This is a genomic window from Microcoleus sp. B7-D4, assembly GCF_036705125.1.
Classification (GTDB): Bacteria; Cyanobacteriota; Cyanobacteriia; order Cyanobacteriales; family Microcoleaceae; genus Microcoleus.
This window is the reverse complement of record NZ_JAUBTT010000022.1, coordinates 14,611-33,249: the sequence shown is the minus strand read 5'-3', so window position 1 is coordinate 33,249 and position 18,639 is coordinate 14,611. Positions and strand designations below refer to the sequence as shown.

General features: G+C 46.5%; 20 protein-coding genes. 11 read left to right on the top strand and 9 right to left on the bottom strand.

Annotated features, from left to right (window positions below; all coding sequences use genetic code 11):
* Positions 1–8 precede the first annotated feature (8 nt).
* On the bottom strand, positions 9–1,196 hold the full coding sequence (gene pstS / locus QUB12_RS11320) for a phosphate ABC transporter substrate-binding protein PstS (RefSeq protein WP_333139621.1): 1,188 nt from the start codon (positions 1,194–1,196) through the stop codon (positions 9–11).
* A gap of 141 nt (positions 1,197–1,337) precedes the next feature.
* Between pstS and QUB12_RS11315 the strand changes: the two genes are divergently transcribed.
* The 9 genes from QUB12_RS11315 (at position 1,338) to QUB12_RS11275 (ending at position 6,774) form a co-directional block, all read left to right on the top strand.
* A complete protein-coding gene (locus QUB12_RS11315; RefSeq protein WP_333139485.1) occupies positions 1,338–1,553 on the top strand; it encodes a hypothetical protein in 216 nt (71 codons plus the stop codon).
* Positions 1,554–1,676: 123 nt separating this feature from the next.
* Entirely contained in the window at positions 1,677–2,255 is a 579-nt protein-coding gene (locus tag QUB12_RS11310) for a biotin transporter BioY (RefSeq protein WP_333139483.1), read from the top strand.
* A 317-nt stretch (positions 2,256–2,572) separates the two neighbouring features.
* Positions 2,573–3,082 carry a signal peptidase II gene (lspA, locus tag QUB12_RS11305; protein ID WP_333139481.1) on the top strand — a complete coding sequence of 170 codons (510 nt, stop codon included), beginning with the start codon at positions 2,573–2,575 and terminating at the stop codon, positions 3,080–3,082.
* Between the two features lie 205 nt (positions 3,083–3,287).
* Positions 3,288–4,943 (top strand): radical SAM protein, encoded by a 1,656-nt coding sequence (locus QUB12_RS11300; protein ID WP_333139479.1) that lies wholly within the window; start codon positions 3,288–3,290, stop codon positions 4,941–4,943.
* Positions 4,944–4,963: 20 nt separating this feature from the next.
* Positions 4,964–5,377, top strand: coding sequence for a transcriptional regulator (locus QUB12_RS11295; RefSeq protein WP_333139477.1), 414 nt, complete (start codon positions 4,964–4,966; stop codon positions 5,375–5,377).
* A 41-nt stretch (positions 5,378–5,418) separates the two neighbouring features.
* Positions 5,419–5,748, top strand: a complete 330-nt coding sequence (locus QUB12_RS11290) for a type II toxin-antitoxin system RelE/ParE family toxin (protein WP_333139475.1) — start codon at positions 5,419–5,421, stop codon at positions 5,746–5,748.
* Between the two features lie 4 nt (positions 5,749–5,752).
* Entirely contained in the window at positions 5,753–6,106 is a 354-nt protein-coding gene (locus QUB12_RS11285; RefSeq protein ID WP_333139473.1) for a transcriptional regulator, read from the top strand.
* A gap of 13 nt (positions 6,107–6,119) precedes the next feature.
* On the top strand, positions 6,120–6,602 hold the full coding sequence (locus tag QUB12_RS11280) for an SRPBCC family protein (RefSeq protein ID WP_333107082.1): 483 nt from the start codon (positions 6,120–6,122) through the stop codon (positions 6,600–6,602).
* Entirely contained in the window at positions 6,586–6,774 is a 189-nt protein-coding gene (locus QUB12_RS11275; protein WP_006635525.1) for a CPXCG motif-containing cysteine-rich protein, read from the top strand. Before QUB12_RS11280 ends, QUB12_RS11275 begins: the two co-directional genes overlap by 17 nt.
* A gap of 4 nt (positions 6,775–6,778) precedes the next feature.
* On the opposite strand, the gene QUB12_RS11270 is transcribed toward QUB12_RS11275, so the two are convergent.
* The 3 genes from QUB12_RS11270 to QUB12_RS11260 form a co-directional block, all read right to left on the bottom strand.
* Positions 6,779–7,531: a gamma-glutamyl-gamma-aminobutyrate hydrolase family protein gene (locus QUB12_RS11270; protein WP_333139471.1), complete on the bottom strand. Its 753-nt coding sequence runs from the start codon at positions 7,529–7,531 to the stop codon at positions 6,779–6,781.
* A gap of 202 nt (positions 7,532–7,733) precedes the next feature.
* On the bottom strand, positions 7,734–8,396 hold the full coding sequence (locus QUB12_RS11265) for a DUF2834 domain-containing protein (protein ID WP_333139469.1): 663 nt from the start codon (positions 8,394–8,396) through the stop codon (positions 7,734–7,736).
* 126 nt (positions 8,397–8,522) lie between these two features.
* Positions 8,523–9,791, bottom strand: a complete 1,269-nt coding sequence (locus QUB12_RS11260) for an FAD-dependent oxidoreductase (RefSeq protein ID WP_445300661.1) — start codon at positions 9,789–9,791, stop codon at positions 8,523–8,525.
* 464 nt (positions 9,792–10,255) lie between these two features.
* Here QUB12_RS11260 and QUB12_RS11255 point away from each other — a divergent pair, with 464 nt between their 5' ends.
* Both QUB12_RS11255 and QUB12_RS11250 read left to right on the top strand, forming a co-directional pair.
* Positions 10,256–11,647 (top strand): glycoside hydrolase family 10 protein, encoded by a 1,392-nt coding sequence (locus QUB12_RS11255; RefSeq protein WP_333306765.1) that lies wholly within the window; start codon positions 10,256–10,258, stop codon positions 11,645–11,647.
* Positions 11,648–11,994: 347 nt separating this feature from the next.
* Positions 11,995–12,975, top strand: coding sequence for an aldo/keto reductase (locus QUB12_RS11250; RefSeq protein ID WP_333139464.1), 981 nt, complete (start codon positions 11,995–11,997; stop codon positions 12,973–12,975).
* A 208-nt stretch (positions 12,976–13,183) separates the two neighbouring features.
* Here the strand turns inward: QUB12_RS11250 and QUB12_RS11245 are convergent, their stop codons facing one another.
* The 5 genes from QUB12_RS11245 to QUB12_RS11225 all read right to left on the bottom strand — a co-directional run bounded on the left by QUB12_RS11245 (position 13,184) and on the right by QUB12_RS11225 (position 18,213).
* Positions 13,184–14,401: a M20 family metallopeptidase gene (locus tag QUB12_RS11245; protein ID WP_333204539.1), complete on the bottom strand. Its 1,218-nt coding sequence runs from the start codon at positions 14,399–14,401 to the stop codon at positions 13,184–13,186.
* 173 nt (positions 14,402–14,574) lie between these two features.
* Positions 14,575–15,282: a dethiobiotin synthase gene (gene bioD / locus QUB12_RS11240; protein WP_333107093.1), complete on the bottom strand. Its 708-nt coding sequence runs from the start codon at positions 15,280–15,282 to the stop codon at positions 14,575–14,577.
* A 60-nt stretch (positions 15,283–15,342) separates the two neighbouring features.
* Positions 15,343–17,031: a serine/threonine-protein kinase gene (locus tag QUB12_RS11235; protein WP_333204542.1), complete on the bottom strand. Its 1,689-nt coding sequence runs from the start codon at positions 17,029–17,031 to the stop codon at positions 15,343–15,345.
* A 423-nt stretch (positions 17,032–17,454) separates the two neighbouring features.
* Positions 17,455–17,913 carry a GatB/YqeY domain-containing protein gene (locus tag QUB12_RS11230; RefSeq protein ID WP_333139456.1) on the bottom strand — a complete coding sequence of 153 codons (459 nt, stop codon included), beginning with the start codon at positions 17,911–17,913 and terminating at the stop codon, positions 17,455–17,457.
* 81 nt (positions 17,914–17,994) lie between these two features.
* The gene (locus QUB12_RS11225) at positions 17,995–18,213 is read right to left on the bottom strand and encodes a hypothetical protein (protein ID WP_333306763.1); all 219 of its coding nucleotides are present in this window, start codon (positions 18,211–18,213) and stop codon (positions 17,995–17,997) included.
* Positions 18,214–18,639: the final 426 nt, after the last annotated feature.

Sequence of the window (18,639 nt, the reverse complement as noted above, 5' to 3'; positions counted from 1 at the left end):
TTCAATTACTATTTGGCAACCTCAATCTTGTAGTCTGGGCTGATGCCGTCAGCGGCCGCGGCTACTTTTTCTTTAACGTTTTGGGGCAGAGGAACGTAGCCCAATTCGGAACTAACTTTTTGACCTTCATTCAAGCCGTATTCAACCATTGCCTCGATGGTTTTGGCTTTGTTGGGGTCAGTAACTGTTTTGGGGACTAGCATCCAAGTGTAGGTGACAATTGGATAGGATTGAGCGCCTTCGGGGTCTTCGATAAATGCTCGCAGGTTTTCCGGCAGCGGCACAGTCGCTAAAGCTTGAGAAGCTGACTCGTCGTTAGGTACTACAAATGTGCCTGCTTTGTTTTCCAAAGATGCAAATTTGAGATTGTTGTTTTTGGCGTAGCCGTATTCTACGTAGCCGATGCTGCCGACGGTTTGCAGGAGTTGGGCTGTGACGCCTTCGTTGCCTTTTGCGCCTACGCCTACGGGCCACTGTACTGTTTTGCCGTCGCCTACTGCACTTTTCCAGTCGGGGCTGATGGCACTCAGGTGTTTGGTGAAGACGGCGGTGGTACCGCTACCGTCGGAACGGTGGACGATGGTGATGGCTTGGTCTGGCAATTTAGCGCCCGGGTTTGCCGCTGCAATTTTGGGATCGTTCCAGTTGGTAATTTTACCGGCGAAGATATCTGTGTAAACGTCTCTCGGCAGTTTCAGTGGTTCGGTTAAGTCTGGCAGGTTGTAGCCCAGGACGATGCTGCCGGCTGTCATGGGCAGCAGTATCACGCCTTTGTCTGCTGGAACTTTGGCGATTTCGTCGTCTTTCATGCCGGTGTCGCTGGCCCCAAAGTCTACTGTGCCTTTGGTAAATTGTTCGACTCCGGCCCCGCTGCCTACTGATTGATAGTTAATTTGTACTTTGGGGTTGATTTTGTTGAAGTCTTGAAACCAACGCTGGTACAGGGGGGCGGGGAATGAGGCGCCGGCTGCGGTGATGGCTACGTCTGAGGCTAGGGCGAGTTTGGTGTTTTCCGCTGTGCCCGTGGCTGCAACGGGGGATGCGCCGGGGGATGCTGCGGTGTCGCCGCCGGGGCTGGGGCTGGTGCTCGTGTTTGGGCTGTCACTGCGGCAAGCTGCTACACTGAGGGCGATCGCCATTACGGTAATTGCTGTAGTCAGACGCTTTGGATTAATCAAGTTGAGACGAAAAAGCATAGGTATAAAAAATCTGCGATCGTTATATGGGTGTCCCGCATCAGCATAGCGCGCAAAAGTAAAGGTTAGGTTAAGAATCTTTACACTTAATGGCAATTTAATATTAATTAATATTATTAATGTTATATATGAGCTTGACAAGTGTCAACATATAAGGTATATGGCAGAAACCGAGCTACGGAAACAAGCAGTCGATCGCCCGTTAGCGAAGCCCTCGAAGAGGATCGCGAAAAATTCCCTATTAAATTATCACAAGATCGAGGCTTGAGAATCAGAAAACAATACAATGGTGGTTATTTTGATAGTAGTGCTATTATTAAGAATTTAAAAGCTGCGGGCATGGAAGCTTGCATCTGACAAATACATTCTGAGGAATGCCGTTTGATGATATAGCAACCGCCCTGACGGTTAGGACGTTCTTAATTGCACAAACATAAACGGTCGATTGCAACTTCGGTCTTCCTTCTTTCTTCTGCTATAATGCCTGCTCCTATTGAATTAATCTGGGCTGTTATTGGTTTGCTCCTGACGATAGGAGGCACTTTTTTGCCTGCATCTGTCACAATTCCGATTGGGTTGTGGGACGATCGAGGACTTCAGGCGTACTCTTTAGGTGTTACCTATCAAATTGGAGCCGTTTTGCTAGTAGGCTGCATGGGGGGGAAAAATGCTGCGGCTCTCTCGCAAATTGCCTATTTGGCATTAGGATTAACTTTGTGGCCAGTTTTTTCTCAAGGCGGCGGCATCGGCTATCTCAAAGAAGCGAGTTTTGGGTATTTGCTGGGTTTTGTGCCTGGTGCTTGGGTGTGCGGCTGGGTGGCTTTTAAGGTGGCTTCGCGGCTGGAATCTATGGCTTTTAGCTGTTTGTGCGGTTTGTTCACTGTTCACGCGATCGGCTTAATTTATCTAATTTTTACTTACTTGCTGCCTCCGGCAAAAACAACACCTTTATTCGATGAGATTCTTAAATATTCGGTTTATCCCCTGCCGGGACAATTGGCGGTAGTTTGTGCGATCGCAGTGCTGTCATTTACTTTGCGCCGCTTGATGTTTTATTGATTGCGAAGGAAGTTCGGCAACGGATTATGTAACGGATGTAACGGATGTAACGGATGTAACGGATGTAACGGATGTCAGGAAGAAGAAAGAAGGAAGAAGGAAGGAAGAGGGAAGAGGGAAGAGGGAAGAAGGAAGAGGGAAGGAGGAAGAGGTAACAGGTAATTGTGCAAAATAAGGTTATACTATACATTGCCAAACGGGAGAGTCATCTCGCTGCGGCTGGGATTGCTTTTATCCACTGCATTTTGCTCGCAATGACAAGTGAGATTGGAGTAAATTCTCTCATGTCCGATGCCCCATTTTCTATTGCTTAATTCATGCGTTTTAAAAGAAATCCCTTGTTCTGGGTTGCTGCTGTTATCAGTTTAGTTTTAGACCACCTGGCTAAGTTTTGGGTGGTGCAAAATTTTGAATTGACGGTTCCTCCGCAAACGCAGCCACTGTTACCTGGGGTGTTTCACTTCACTTATGTTGTTAATACCGGTGCGGCTTTTAGTCTGTTCAGCAATGGCGGGGCGATTTGGTTGCGCTGGCTGTCTTTGGCCGTTAGTGTCGGATTGATGGTACTAGCTTGGTTCGGGCCGCGAATTAACCGCTGGGAACAAGCTGGCTACGGTTTGATTTTGGGGGGAGCACTGGGGAACGGGATCGATCGATTTGTTTCGGGCCACGTTGTAGATTTTATCGATTTTCGGATAATTCGGTTCCCGGTATTTAATCTGGCCGATGTGTTTATTAATGCTGGGATTATCTGTTTGCTGATTGCAACTTTTCACAGTCCACCGCCGCCGAGAAGGCAAGACGATGGCGATTCTATTTCAGAGTAAATTTGAAGAAGCAATAAGGAAGTTCGCCAACCGATTCGCTTTCTTCGGATGTAACGGATGTAACAGCTAACTAACTGTAGGCTGCGTCAGGGGGGAGATTCTTAGTTTGTGGTCGCCACATTCAACCCTGACGCACCCTACAATGACTTTGGAAATGGCTTAAAATGAGATAAGAACAGACCTATTGTTAAAACTAAATTTGCCCGTGAATCCTAATCCATTTGCTCAAGAACGCTTACTATTTGCCCCAGCAACCCCCGATGCTGATGCTATCCCGACTATTTTTGCTTTTCCCAACGAGTACACGGTGGGTATTACCAGTCTCGGCTATCAGATAGTGTGGGCAACTTTGGCTGTGCGATCGGATATTGAAGTGGGCCGTTTATTTACTGATATCCGCGAACAACTTCCCCGACATCCAGAATTACTGGGATTTTCGCTTTCTTGGGAACTAGACTATGTAAATATTCTAAATTTATTGGAATCTCTCGAAATTCCGATTTGGGCTTCTAAACGAACTGATAATCATCCGATAGTATTCGGCGGGGGCCCGGTTTTTACTGCTAATCCAGAACCTTTTGCCGATTTTTTTGATGTGATTTTGCTGGGAGATGGCGAACATCTCATTGATAATTTTATTGATGCTTATAAAGAAGTCCGTACCGCCGACAGACAAACTAAATTGCGGCATTTAGCCCAAGTTCCGGGAGTTTACGTCCCCAGTTTGTACGAAGTAACTTATCTGGATGCGGCTGAGGGTATTAAATCGATTCAGCCTGTCGATTCGGGAATTCCCAGTATGGTTGAAAAACAGACTTATCGCGGCAATACTTTATCTGCTTCCACTGTGGTGACAGAAAAAGCGGCTTGGGAAAATATTTACATGGTGGAAGTGGTTCGGAGTTGTCCAGAAATGTGCCGTTTTTGTTTGGCAAGTTATCTGACTTTGCCGTTTAGAACTGCGAGTTTGGAGGCTTCGCTAATTCCGGCGATCGATCGCGGCTTAGCTGTGACTAATCGTTTGGGTTTGTTGGGTGCTTCGGTGACTCAGCACCCGGAATTTGAAGCGTTGCTGGATCATTTGAATCATCCGAAATACGACGGCGTGCGGCTGAGTCTTTCTTCGGTAAGGACGAATACGGTGACAGTTAAGCTAGCAGAAATATTGACAAACAGAGACAGCAAATCTGTGACAATTGCGGTGGAAAGCGGGAGCGATCGCATCCGCAAAATCGTTAACAAAAAACTCACAAATGACGAAATTATCCAAGCGGCGAGCAATGCTAAGGCTGGCGGCTTAAAGGGAATTAAACTTTACGGTATGGCGGGAATTCCCGGCGAAGAAATGGAGGATTTAGAGGAAACGGTGGCGATGATGCGGGCGATTAGAAAAGCTGTTCCCGGTTTGCGGTTGACTCTGGGATGCAGCACTTTTGTCCCGAAATCTCACACTCCTTTTCAGTGGTTTGGAGTGAATAAAGATGCGGAGAAGAGGCTGAAGTTTTTAGATAAAGAATTGCGGAAGTTAGGTTTAGAATTTAGACCTGAAAGCTATAATTGGTCGGTGATTCAGGGTTTGTTGTCAAAGGGCGATCGGCGGTTGTCTCGGCTGTTGGAATTAGTTCGGCATTACGGCGATACTTTGGGCAGTTATCGGCGGGCTTTTAAGGAGTTGCGGGGACAGTTGCCTGATATGGATTTTTATGTTTTTCAAGAGTGGGAATTGGATCAGGTTTTGCCTTGGATTCATTTAAAAGGGCCGCTACCGGAGGCGACTTTGAAGAAGCATTTGGCTGAGGCGATGAGTCATACAACACGACAGCCAAATCAAGAATGTGAGAATTCACTAAGTCCCGTTTAGTAAAAAGGAGAACTGGAAAAATGACGACGGGTTTAAAAACTCCTAGTAGCTACTATATGGAGATCATCACAACTTTTCCACCGCGTCCAATTACTTGTGAAGCTGAGTTAATCGCTACACAAAATCGGATTGATTCTATTGTGAGTCGGAGCCATCTCACGCAGGACGATCGAGATTACTTAAACGTGTTGGGTACTCTTGTTTATGATTACGAACAAAAACATGAGCCAATGCCAGTCTTGAAAGGTATCGCACTACTCAAAGCATTGATGGTTGAAGACAATATTCAAGAAAAAGATTTGGTTGATATTTTTGAATCCGAGTCTTGGGTATCTGAGGTGATGAATGGAAAGCGGGAACTGACGGCGAGTCAAATTCAAAAGTTAGCTAAGTTTTTCCATCTTTCCCCTGTAGCATTTCTTGAGTATAATTAATTGCCAGGATACTGGGATGAGTGACGCACTATAATATAATTATGCCCGAAGTCCAACCGAAAGAAATTCAGCGTTATACTACGCCAGACAACAGAGTGCCTTTCGATCAGTGGTTTGATTCACTGAGAGATATAAATGCTCAAGCCAAGATTATATCTAGGCTTAACCGAATTGCTGATGGTAATTTAGGAGACTATCGCTCCGTGGGGGAAGGCGTATGCGAACTCAAAATCAATTATGGGCCTGGCTACCGAATCTATTTTGGACAAATAGGAATGACAATTGTGATTCTCATCTGCGGAGGCGATAAAAGCACTCAAGACAGAGATATCCGCCAAGCTAAAGAATACTGGACCGATTATAGGAGTTAAGACAATGCCTAAAAGCCTACCTTATCATCCATTTTTGATTGAATCTCTCAGAAAAAAGCCAGAACTAGCAGCAGCCTATATAACGGCGACATTAGAGGAGGAAGAGCCGGAAGCTGAACTGCTAAAACGAGCTCTCAGCGATGTAGCAGAAGCTTTGGGTCTACCAAAAATGACTCCAGAACAATATGAATTGCACTTAAAAAAACTGGATGAATTGCTGTCACAGCAAGGAAGTGATGCGATTTATAATCTGGGAACTTGGCTGAATGCTTTGGGATTGAAACTAACTGTTGCTGTTTGTACTGATACAGAGGATAATACTGCAAATGCTGAAACGCGATCGCAAATAACTGTTTAACTTAATCTAGAAAATGCCCAATTTTAAATATTCATCCTTAATTAATGCTACCGTTGAAGCAGTCTGGAACTTTCACGAAAGGCCGGACATTCTGCAACTTTTGACTCCGCCTTGGCAACCGGTGAAAATCATTCGCCGCGAAGGGGGACTCGATGTGGGTGCTGTATCAGAATTTCGCCTGTTATTGGGGCCGATTCCTGTAAAATGGGTGGCGACTCACACTGAGTGCGAACAATATCGCTTGTTTGTTGATGAACAAACTGAGGGGCCGATGGCACGTTGGACTCACCGACACGAGTTTACCTCAGAAAATGGCAAGACTAGATTGACAGATGCGATCCTCTTCGAGGGCTTCGCTAACGCATTTTCGATACCGGGCGGCCCAATTGTCGATTTGTTGTTAGGTTGGTGGGTGGAAATGCGGTTAACAGATATGTTTCGCTACCGCCACGAAGTCACAAAAAGAGAGTGCGAGAAAGATGCAAACAACGGCTGAATATTACTGTGCTTTCTGCGGCGAACCGAGTACAACTTTTGTTGATATCAGCGGTGGTATGGAGCAATCTTATATCGAAGATTGTCAGGTTTGCTGTCGCCCGAATGTTCTGTATGTCAGAATAGATGAAGATACCCTGGATATTGAAATAGATACTGACTATCAAGAATAAGTGACTATCCAAATGTATGAATTGTTTGTGATGCTGACTTGGTAGAATTCATAAATTTTGAAGCTGCTGCTTCTACGAAAGCCTGAAAAATTCGAGAGTTAAATGAACAGTTTGGCGACATTTCCGGGTGCCATTGAATTGCTATCATCCAAGGGTGATAGCAGTGTTCCATTGCTTCTACCACAGTGTCAGGTGCATCGGCTACAATTCGCCAATCGGATGTTACCTTCCGCACTGCTTGATGATGCCAGGAAACAACTGTTGTTGAAGTTTTTCCCATAATTTTTGCTAGCCGACAGGTTGGCTCAATTTCAATGGTATGCTCGATCGCACGCGGGGGAATTCCCGATCCGTGATTAACCTCATCTCCGTAAGCATCCGGTACGTGAATCACCAAACTGCCGCCGCTGGCTACGTTCAAAATTTGCATTCCCCGGCAAATCCCCAACACAGGTATGTCAGCCTTCAAAGCTAGCTTTGCTAAGCTTAATTCAAAATTGTCGCGTTCTGCATTAACCGAGTAAACTGTGCGATCGACATAACCGCCATACAGTTCTGGGTTGATATCTCCGCCCCCGGAAAAAATCAAACCATCTACTGCATCCAAAATACTAGCCGGATCTAATTGATGGGGCGGCAGTAAAATCGGAATGCCACCAGCCGCCTGAACTGCATCAATATAAGTTCCATTTAAGCGATATTCGCCTGCTGAACAGCGGTTGTATGTTGTGATGCCAACAATAGGAAATTTTTTCATTTGCTAGAGACTGGGAGATAATTATTTACATTAATACTCAGATTTGGCAGTATTTGTAATCAGTGTTTCATGGGCGGGCTACTAGGAGCAACGACCCACAATAAAACTTACTTATGGTTGTGAAACAGGCATCTTGCCTGTTTCTTGTCTGATTACTTGTGATGGATTTCTAGATTAAACTGAAAATTCCCTGCACTGCTGTCTAATTTGTAACAGTTTCAGTATTAATTTCCGGTAGGGGTTTGCGCGTACACAGATAAGCCAGCGGCCCGAACAGCGGTACTAATGTTACTGCCCAAAATGCTGTAGAGTTCTGCATTCCTCGGCGCGCCATATCGTCTCCTAATAAGGCAGGAAATAGTAGGCAAAGCATACAAAAATCTAAACTCATTACATGGATAAAGCGGCTAGTCTGCCACTGCTGAATAAAATCAGACCAATCGCCGTTTGTCAAGCCAAAGGCAACTAAACCAACCGCAGCTAATGTTAAGAAAATTCCAGTAAAACGGGAGTCTAATATCTTTAAAAAGATATTTTTATGACCGGGAAATTCTGGATTCGGTTCGCGCAGGGCTAAATAAGGCAGCAAGGAAAAAGCGCCGACGCCAAAGGATAAAGTGGCAAATAACCATGCAGGTATTTTCTGGCCCCTGCCGTCAGCAAATAAGACGCAACTGTAGATGAGCGGCCAGACTCCCATGAGGTTGAATAACGCTACAATTAAAGGGTTGATGTCTGCTATTTTGCCTGTGGAAATATTGGTAATTAGTGTGATGGTTTTTTCTGGGCTGTCGGGTGGTGCAAATACAAAGGCGTAGGTGATAAATGCAATCCAAAGCAGCCCAAATCCAATTTTTCTGAACATAGTTAGTTTTTCTTACTTCTGATATTACTATAGCAAGCTTAAAGGGTTTTTCAATAAGACTTTTTTTATTTACCGCAGAGGACGCTCTTGACACAGAGGAAGAGAGGAGAATATCTGAATGTCTTGCTATTTGGTATTGCGGGTTTTGGGCAGATTGCTAAATTTTTGCATAAATTGGCGATCGATCCAATCTTTCCAGTACCACAGCAGCGCCGATTCCCACATCAAAGATCCGCGAGATGCGATCGCCCTTTTATTCCCAGTACCAATTAAGCCTAAGTATTGTTCTTGCGGTACAAAGGGTTTCAGCGGTTTTCCCAATAAAAACTGCTGCAAATTTTCAAACAGCGGTTTGCCCTGACGCACGGCAAACACGCCTGCTTTGGGACGAGGATAATTAACCATCGCAGCTATATCGCCCGCCGCAAATACGTTGGGGTGAGAGACTGATTGCAAGCAATCGTTGACTTGCATAAAGCCGTTTGAGTCTGCTGCTAAACCGGATTCTCTTATCCAATTGGCTGCCGATGCTTGTGTCACCCAAAAAATGATCTCGCACTCTAATTCTAAACCTGATTGACAGGAAATTTTGGCATTGGGCATTGGGCATTGGGCATTGGGCATCGGGCATTCTTGATTATCTTCTATGTCAATCGTTTCTGGCTTTTCTATAACACTAACTTTTTCCATTAAATGCAGTTTAATCCCACGACTAATCAAAATTTCTTTCAGGCGGCGACGCACTCGCTGGTTATGTGCCGGCATTAATTCAGCACCGCTGTGAAACAAATGAATTTCTGATGATAAATTTTCTAAATTTTCTTCCCTCTTCCTTCTTCCCTCTTCCTTCTTTCCTCTTCCTTCTTCCCTCTTCCTTCTTCCCTCTTCCTTCTTCCCTCTTCCTTCTTCCCTCTTCCTTTTTCCCTCTTCCTTCCCCAATCGAGATTGCATATTTAAGGCTAATTCTACGCCGCCTGCACCGCCGCCGACAATGGCTATCCGCAGCGGTTTTTGGGGATGATTTTGCCTTGCGGAAATTAACTGATTCCAGCTAGCTAAAAACTCCGGTACGGGTTTAGCTGCAATTGCATATTCTGCCGCACCCGGTACAGATAAAGTCGCAGGAGTGCTGCCGATATCCACAGAAAGCACATCAAAATTAATCGGAGGACGAGTTTGACAAATAACTAAATTTTTGTTAAGGTCGATCGCGATCGCCCGATCGATTAATATTTGACATCCGGCAAATTCAGCGAGCGATCGCAAATCGATGTGACATTCATCATAATCGTAAAACCCGGCAACGTGTCCCGGCAGCATCCCCGAATAAGGCGCGTGCAGCACATCGCTAATCAGAGTCAAACGCACTCCCGGCAGCGGGTTGATACCGAACATTTTTAATACTATAGCATGACTGTGACCGCCGCCAATTAACACTAAATGTTTCACAATTACAGATGTTCGATCGAGATATTCCAGCACCGATATTGTACAGCACTTGCACTCCTTGGGCCGCAGAGTCCGGTAAGGATAGCTGGCAGTGCGTAATTAATGATTTCCCAGCAGTTAGACAGAATGCTGTCACTTACCCTCTGTCTCAGAGATTATACTGAGCTCAGTTGCGATCGCATAATACCAATTTTTTATGAAGTTGCACATATCTCGCTCCCCCTAAATCCCCCTGATTGTTGGGGAGTAGGGGTTGACTTTGAGAAGAATCTTGTCCCCCCCTTAGTAGGGGCGGTGCCAAGAGTGCCCGCCCTCTTGGCTAGGGGGGATCGGATTCTATGCAACCTCATAAAAAATTGGTATAACATCAATTCACCCATTTCAGTTAACCGATCCCACATTCAGCGCAAATGGCTGTAGACTGTAGAGCGAGCAAATTTTATCACCAAATTATGCCGGGGTGTGTTTCAATAACTAACTCACCATTCAAAACTATGACATTACGCATCATTCCGCGCAGTTGGCAGCGATCGATTAAAACTCTTTTCCCGCTTCTGTTTGCCCTCTCATTCATTATAGTATTGCTGGCGAACAACTTCATTCCGGCGATCGCCCAGCAACCCCGCCAGGAAATTCGCGGCGTTTGGATGACGACAAACGACAAAGACATCCTCAGAGATCGTCGCAAACTAGGAGATGCTGTCAGCAAACTAAAACGGTTAAATTTCAACACAATCTATCCCGTTGTCTGGAATTCTGGCTATGCAATGTATCCCAGCGATGTAGCGCAGCAAAAAGACATTCAACCCTTTGTTTACAGAGGGTTAGAGGGACAAGATATGATCGGAGATTTGATAGCTCAATCTCACCGCCAAGGCCTGCTAGTAATTCCTTGGTTTGAGTTTGGTTTCATGGCTCCTCCCACATCAGAATTAGCCTTAAATCATCCCGATTGGCTGACACAAAAACAGGACGGCAGCCAAACATCAATCGGTGCAGGTGGCGAAGTAGTTTGGCTCAATCCATTTCATCCAGAAGTGCAGCAATTCATTACCCAACTCGTACTAGAAATCACCACTAAATATAACGCCGACGGTATTCAATTTGACGATCACATGAGTTTGCCGTCGGAATTTGGATACGATGAGTACACAGTTGCTTTGTATACCAAAGAAACAAAAAAAGCTCCGCCCAAAGATTTTCAAAACCCAGCATGGGTGCAATGGCGAGCCAATAAAATTACCGCTTTTATGTCGCAGCTAAATCAAGCCGTCAAAGCAGTCAAACCCAATGCAATTTTCTCAATTTCTCCCAATTACTACGAGTTTGCTTACAAACATCACCTACAAGATTGGCTGACTTGGGTGCGTTTGGATATTGCCGACGAGCTAATCGTGCAAGTCTACCGTTCCAATCTAGAATCATTTGTAGACAAGCTTAACCGTCCAGAAATGCAAGAAGCGCAGCAAAAAATTCCCACCGGAGTTGGGATTATGACAGGTTTGAGAAATAACCCAGTACCGATTCAGCAAATTAAATCTCAGGTGCAAGCAGTCCAAGAATACGGCTTAGGCGCCGCTTTCTTCTACTACGAAAGCTTGTGGGAATATGCACCAGAACCTCTAGCAGTTCGACTTTCTCAATTTAGCGGTTTCTTCCCGTCTTCTGCATTCCGAACAGCGCTACAAATACCCAGACGCGCGGCGACTTTCCCTCCGCCTGCACCACCAAAACCAGACCCGAAAGCTAAGCCAGAGCAACCTACCAAAAACAGCCCACCTTCGCCCTCGCCAACCACGTAAAAGAATTAAAGAGTCATCAGTCATTGGTAATTTAGTAGGGTGTGCCATTTGTCCGACAGTCCGACAGGGGTTTAAACCCCTGTCTCATAGCTGAAGTCGTCTAAAGACGACTGTAGCAATTCTATCAAAGCTGTTTTTGTATAGAGTTAGCGCAGAATATATGTGTAACTCTAATTTTCAAAATTGAAATTACTATTTGAGTCGGTTTTAACCGACTTATGCTATTAGACAGGGACTTGAGTCCCTGGCGGCCCGTGGCAGAATGAAACAGCTATACTGGGGGCTAGGCGATACCGAGTTATGTTCCTATAAAATATCCGTATTACCAACAACTACCATCAATAAAAATGCCAACTAACCAAAAACTTTTACTTCCAAAAATGGGCTGCGGCACTTGGGCTTGGGGCAACAGATTGCTCTGGGGCTACAATGAAAGTATGGACGAGGAATTGCAAGCCGTTTTCAATCTTTGTGTTAGTAACGCCGTCACTTTATTCGATACCGGGGACTCTTACGGAACAGGGAAATTAAATGGCCGCAGCGAGCAGCTTTTGGGGCAGTTTTCTCAACAATATCAAGGTGCAAATAAAGACAGTATTTGTATTGCGACAAAACTAGCTGCTTATCCTTGGAGACTGACGCGACAATCAATGATATCGGCTTGCAAAGCCTCGGCTGCGCGCCTCGGAAAAAATGTAGATTTGGTGCAAATGCACTGGTCTACAGCTAATTACGCTCCTTGGCAAGAGGGGGCTCTTTTAGATGGTTTGGCTGACCTTTACGAGCAAGGATTAGTTAAGGGAGTGGGCTTGTCTAATTACGGGCCGAAACGGCTGAAATGGGTGCATCAAAGATTTAGCGATCGCCAAATTCCTATTGTTACTTTACAAGTGCAATATTCGCTACTTTCCACCTATCCGGTGACAGAACTCGGGTTGAAAGATGTTTGCGATGAATTGGGGATAAAATTGATTGCTTACAGTCCTCTAGCCTTGGGGTTGCTGACGGGTAAATATTCCGAAAACGGCTCTCTTCCTAAAGGTATCCGAGGTTTGGCGTGCAAGCAGCTACTTCCGGGAATGCGATCGCTTTTGGAGTGTTTGCGAGAAATAGCGGCATTCAGAAACAAAACTGTTTCGCAGGTAGCAATCAACTGGTGCATCTGCAAAGAAACTATTCCGATTCCGGGGGCCAAATCTGCGACACAGGCGAGGGATAATATTGGTGCTTTGGGCTGGGAGTTAGACTCCGGGGAGATTGCAGAATTGGATAAGGCGGCGGCGAGTGTAGATAAAAAAATGGTGCAGAATATTTTTCAAACTCGGTAAAAAGACTCTCGCGTGGGGTGGGGGCGGGTTTATTTAAGCTGTCTGCATTCTTTAAATCTTTTGGTGAACCCGCCCCTACAGTTTTTTGACTGCGGGTGCAAGAGATCGGGTTAAATAGATATGATTGCTGTAGGGGCGGGTTTTACAAACTATCATTGCCTAAAATCAATAATCTCATAAACCCGCCCCCACCGGATGACACAATCTTTCATTGATTCACACAAAAATTTTCCACGCAGCGCACAAACATTTCTACACCCATCCCCAGCGCAGTTTCATCAAAATCAAAACGCGGGTGATGGTGCGGGTAAGCCAAGTTTTTCTCTGGATTTGCTGAACCCAAAAAGAAATAGCAACCGGGAACTTCTTGCAAAAAGAACGACATATCCTCGCCGCCCATTGTTTGACATTCTGGAACGATTCCCGCAGGAGTTTCTACAACTGATTCTGCCACGTCGCGCACCAATTCAGCTATTCTCGAATCATTAATAACTGGCGGATAAAGCGCACAATAATCTAATTGGTAATTGGCCCCATGACTCTGACAAATTCCGGCAATTACTTGCTCGATCCGCTGTGCAAAATAACCTTGATATGCTGGATTGAAATAGCGCACCGTGCCAGCGATTTGAGCAGTATCGGCAATCACATTGTGGGTGTGGCCTGCGTGGAATTTGCCGACAGTTACTACCGCTGAGTCGATCGGGTCAATGTTCCGCGCGACAATTGCCTGCAAAGCGCTGACAATTTGGGCTGTAACTACGATCGAGTCCACAGTCTGATGTGGCATTGCGCCGTGTCCACCTTTCCCAAAAATCGTGCAGTCAAAAACTTCCACAGCCGCCATCAAAGCGCCGCTGCGGACGCCTACAGTGCCCAAAGGTAGATTGTTCCACAAATGCAAGCCGACGATCGCATCAACATCAGGATTCTTCAAAACACCCGCTTCAATCATCGGTTTTGCGCCTCCTGGCCCTTCTTCGGCGGGCTGAAATATAAATTTTACTTTACCCGAAAAGCTGTGTTTGTGCTTTGCGAGATAACAGACAGTACCGAGGGCGATCGCAGTGTGGCCGTCGTGACCGCAAGCGTGCATAATTCCATCATGCTGCGATCGATAATCCACCTCATTTTCTTCTTGAATAGGCAAAGCATCCATATCCGCCCGAATTGCCAAAACCCGCCCCGGTTTGCCACTGTCTATAGTGGCGACAATACCAGTTTTAGCAATATTAGTTTCATGCTCAATTCCCCATTCCTGCAACTTTTGCGAGACAAACTGCGCCGTTAAATTTTCATCAAAACTCAACTCCGGTCTTTGATGCAAAAGGCGACGCCATTCGACTAGCTGAGGCTGCAAATTTCTAATTTCCAGCCGCAACTGAGATAAATCGACAGAGGTGAAATTCGGTAAAGTAGAAACCATTTTTTATTCTCCTTATAGCAATTCTGAATGAATAATTTGTGAAACTCTCTCTTCTCTTTCTCTGTGCTCTCTGCGCTCTCTGCGGTTAAAATAAAATCTTAGTTTTTAACCGCAGAGGACGCAGAGTACGCAGAGGAAGAGAAGAATGAGAAAGAGAGGTGTTGAGAATAGGGTTATTTAGAAGTCTGAGGAACTAAATTAACCCCTGGCAGTAACTGTTCTAAATCTAAATCTGAAGCAATTTTAGCTAATTTAGCAAGGTCAGTCGGGTCATCTAAATGCGGCAAAATACCCAACACAGGTATTTGAGTCAGCGACTGGATCAAATCAACGGGCGCTAAATCGGCAATTTCTTGTTCAGAATAAGCTTTAACGCAATTGAGCACAATTCCTCTCAGCTTAAAACCAGTGTGTCTGGCGAGAGCAACATTCGCCACAGCTTGCCCGATCGCCCCCAACCTCACAGGTACTACCAAAACCCCCCTCAGCCGCCAATCCCTGGCAATATCTGCCACAGTCAGTTCCCGCGTTACAGGCGATCCCAGCCCTCCCAAAGCTTCCACTAATACAAAATCCTTGCGCTCAGAGAGGCTTTGCCACGCCGTCCAGACCTTTTCGAGCTCGATACGTCTCCCCTCCCGTTCCGCAGCAATCGGCGGTGCTAGAGGCGCATCAAAGTGCAGCGGATTGAGTTCTTCGGGGGATTGGTCGAGGGAAAACAAACGGGTGTAGAGTTCGCGATCGCCCGTTCCTGTTTGCATGAGTTTCATAAGTCCCAAACTGCGATCGGGAAAATACATTTGCCAATAAGCAGCCAGAGCGCTGGTCAAAACAGTTTTGCCCGCGTCGGTATCAGTTCCAGCAATTAGCAGCGAGTTCATTGACAAATAGCTAACAAGTAATTGGCCTCAACCTCAGTCTAGGGGAATTTTGCCAGAAGTTTAGAGTTCTGGCGATGGTGCGGGTGTTGGTGCTGGTTCCGGTTCCGGCGCTGGTTCCGGTTCCGGTTCCGGCGACGGTGCAGGAGTTGGGGCAGGTTCCGGTGACGGTGCGGGAGTTGGGGCAGGTTCCGGCGATGGTGCGGGTGTTGGAGCCGGTTCCGGTGTTGGCGCGGGTGTTGGCGCGGGTGTTGGCGACGGCGCGGGCGTCGGTTTGGGTGCGGGAGTTGGTGCGGGCGCCGGTTTGGGCGCCGGTTTGGGCGCGGGAGTCGGCGCGGGCGTCGGTTTGGGTGCCGGAGTTGGTGCCGGAGTTGGTGCTGGGCTTGGTTCCGGCAAAGGTTCTGGGTTCGGTTCCGGCAAAGGTTCTGGGCTTGGTTCCGGCAAAGGTTCTGGGCTTGGTTCCGGCAAAGGTTCTAGGGTTGGTTCCGGCAAAGGTTCTGGGCTTGGTTCTGGCACAGGTTCTGGGCTTGGGGTTGCCAAAGGTTGCGGGGTTGGGGTTGGCAAAGGTAGCGGGTTTGGTATCGGAGTTAGTGTCGGCGTGGGATTTATGAGTGCTGGCGTAGTCGGAGTGGGTTTGGGGCGCGAATTGTTGAGAAATGAGCCGACTAAAGCCCAGGAACCGAAGCCTGTCAAGATGACTAAGCCGGCCAGCAGTCCGATCGCAGCAATGGGATTGTCCCAAAAAGACTCGGCAGCAGGCTCAATTAACGGGTCTGGCTGGTTTTTTTGCGGGTGGGAACTCTGGGCGACGGGCTCTGGCGGTCTGCCCACGGCCACCGTTGCTATTAGCGAAGGGTTTGTCGGTACCACTGCTGGCGGCGCGGGCGGTACAGTTGGCTGGCTAGGTTTAGGATTAGTTTGGGCGTCGAGTGCTTGGGCGACTTCGCTGACAGATTGATATCGATCGCCCGGAGACCGGCTCAACATCCGATTGAGCACCAAAGCCAAACCCGTGCTCACCTGCGCTTGCTGCTGCCAATTCCACTGCAGCGTTGTTTGATCGAGCAATTCCTGCGGTTCTTTGCCTGTCAGCAGGACGATCGCCGTTACAGCTAAAGCGTAGAGGTCGCTGCTGGCTGTTGCCCGCCCGCTTTGCAACTGTTCCATCGGCGCGTAGCCGATTTTACCGACAGTTGTTGCGTGGGCTGTTCCTTCGGGAGACTGGACTTTGGTGGCGAGTTCCTTCACCACTCCAAAGTCAATCAGCACCGGCATTTGGTCGTTTTCGCGCCGAATTATATTTTCTGGGGAGATGTCGCGGTGGATGATGCCGCGGGCGTGGATGTGAGCGAGTACCGGCAGCATTTGCCGGATAAATACCAAGACTTCGGCTTCGGTGAAGGTGCGACCATTTGAAGTTCGATCGAGCATTAGTTCGCGGTAAGTCATCCCTTCCACGTAATCCTGCACTAAAAACAAACGCTGGTTTTCTTCAAATATTGCCCGAAACTGGGGAATTTGTGGGTGCCCAATTTGGTAAAGTATTGCCGCCTCTCTTTGAAACAATTCCTTCGATTTTTCCAAAACGTATGGCCCGCTTTGCACCGGAATCAATTCCTTCAGGGCGCAGCGTTCTTGAAACCGTCCCAAATCTTCTACTAAATAAGTCCTGCCAAATCCTCCTTGACCTAAAATATTCACCAAACGGTAGCGGTTTTGTAGGAGAGTTCCAATAGCAATAGGTGGCTGCATAAGTTTAAGTAGAAACTGTTAAAAAATAGACGATCGCTCACAGACTTAGTAATGCTAGGTCTTTAATGCTCTTGAGCAGACTTCACTCTCTGTAGTCCCCAGTCCCGACCAAAGTTAGTATTTTACATTTTTTTGACATTCTTGGACGCCATGATGGTCAGAAACCGGGTTTTTTCACGAAAACACAGAGGTTGCCACCTGCATATCCGATCGAAAACCCGGTTTCTGCGTCAATATCTCAAGGGAGAAATGCACGATTTTTCGTAGAAACCGGGTTTTTTGGCCTTAGCCCTAATAAATTGTCGCCCCCCGGCCTAAGCCCTACATCTCTATAAAGCTTGAGATTATTTATGGGAGATGTCTACTGACTACTGTCAACTGCCAACTGCCAACTGCCAACTGTCAACTGTCAACTGTCAACTGTCAACTGTTAAGCTTTGCTTTCACCATGTCTTGAATTCTGTTACCGTCTGCTTTGCCCTTAAGCTGCTGCATTGCCTTACCCATCACCTTGCCCATATCTTTTGCAGAAGTAGCGCCAACCGAAGCAATCACTTCGTCAACGACTTGACTCACCTCTTCGTCTGACATTTGCGCCGGCAAATACTCTTCAACAATTGCCAACTCCGCCTCCTCTTGTGCCACTAAATCTTCGCGGCCACCTTTGCGGTATTGTTCGATCGAATCCCGGCGCTGTTTGGCTATTTGCATCAAAATTTCCATTTCTTGAGCTTCTGTCAGCGTTTCTTGCCCGGAGGGACGAAGGCTGACTTCTTTTTCGAGAATAAATTTCTTGATGCCGCGAACTGTTTCCAAGCGAACTTTGTCCTTGGACTTCATGGCTGCTTTGATTTCTGCGTCAATGCGTTCTCTTAAGCTCATCGATTTCTACCTTGCTTTGCCCGATATCAAAAATCTGGAGTATGCTCCGATTCTTAACTTTTTTTACAGTATTTTTCCAGTTTATTGCCTGTTGGTGGCATTTTTATCGCCTTGAACCCGGATGCCTTGGGCTTTCGCCTGAATTTGGGGTGGCTGCACTTGCAGCCTCAGCCCCAAATTGACTCTCGCTAGAATTTTTAGACGCAGGGGCACAAGTGCGATCGTACTTCGGCCAGTACAGAGTTCGCTAGAACTCACATCTTGCACCATTCTCAAGAACAGGCAAGATGCCTGTTCCACAAAGAGTAGATTTTCTTGTGGAACAGGCCGAAAAGCCTGTTCCTAAAAAGCTTATTGACAATGGTGCAACTTTTCAGCTAGAACCCACATTCCACACGCTGGGGGTGTCACACAGCATAATTACGCAGAATGCTCTATCTTTACAGTAATAAATTATGCCCTTAAAAAGTAATTTATCCGTTAATGTACGGTATTCTAGTATAACTTATAGTTTTATTAGTGGATAAAAATAAGTAAAAACCGATTGTGACCGTTGAGGGTGCCGAAAGTGGGCTAGAAACCCGGTTTCTCGGACATATTTCTGCAAGTGCTATTCAATTGGCCTAACTTAACACTTGTGGTCGCCTCGAAAGTTAAATCTATTAAAAAATTGGCTAATATTTCTAGTTTCAGATGGTAAGATAGCGATGGAATAAACGTCCTGCA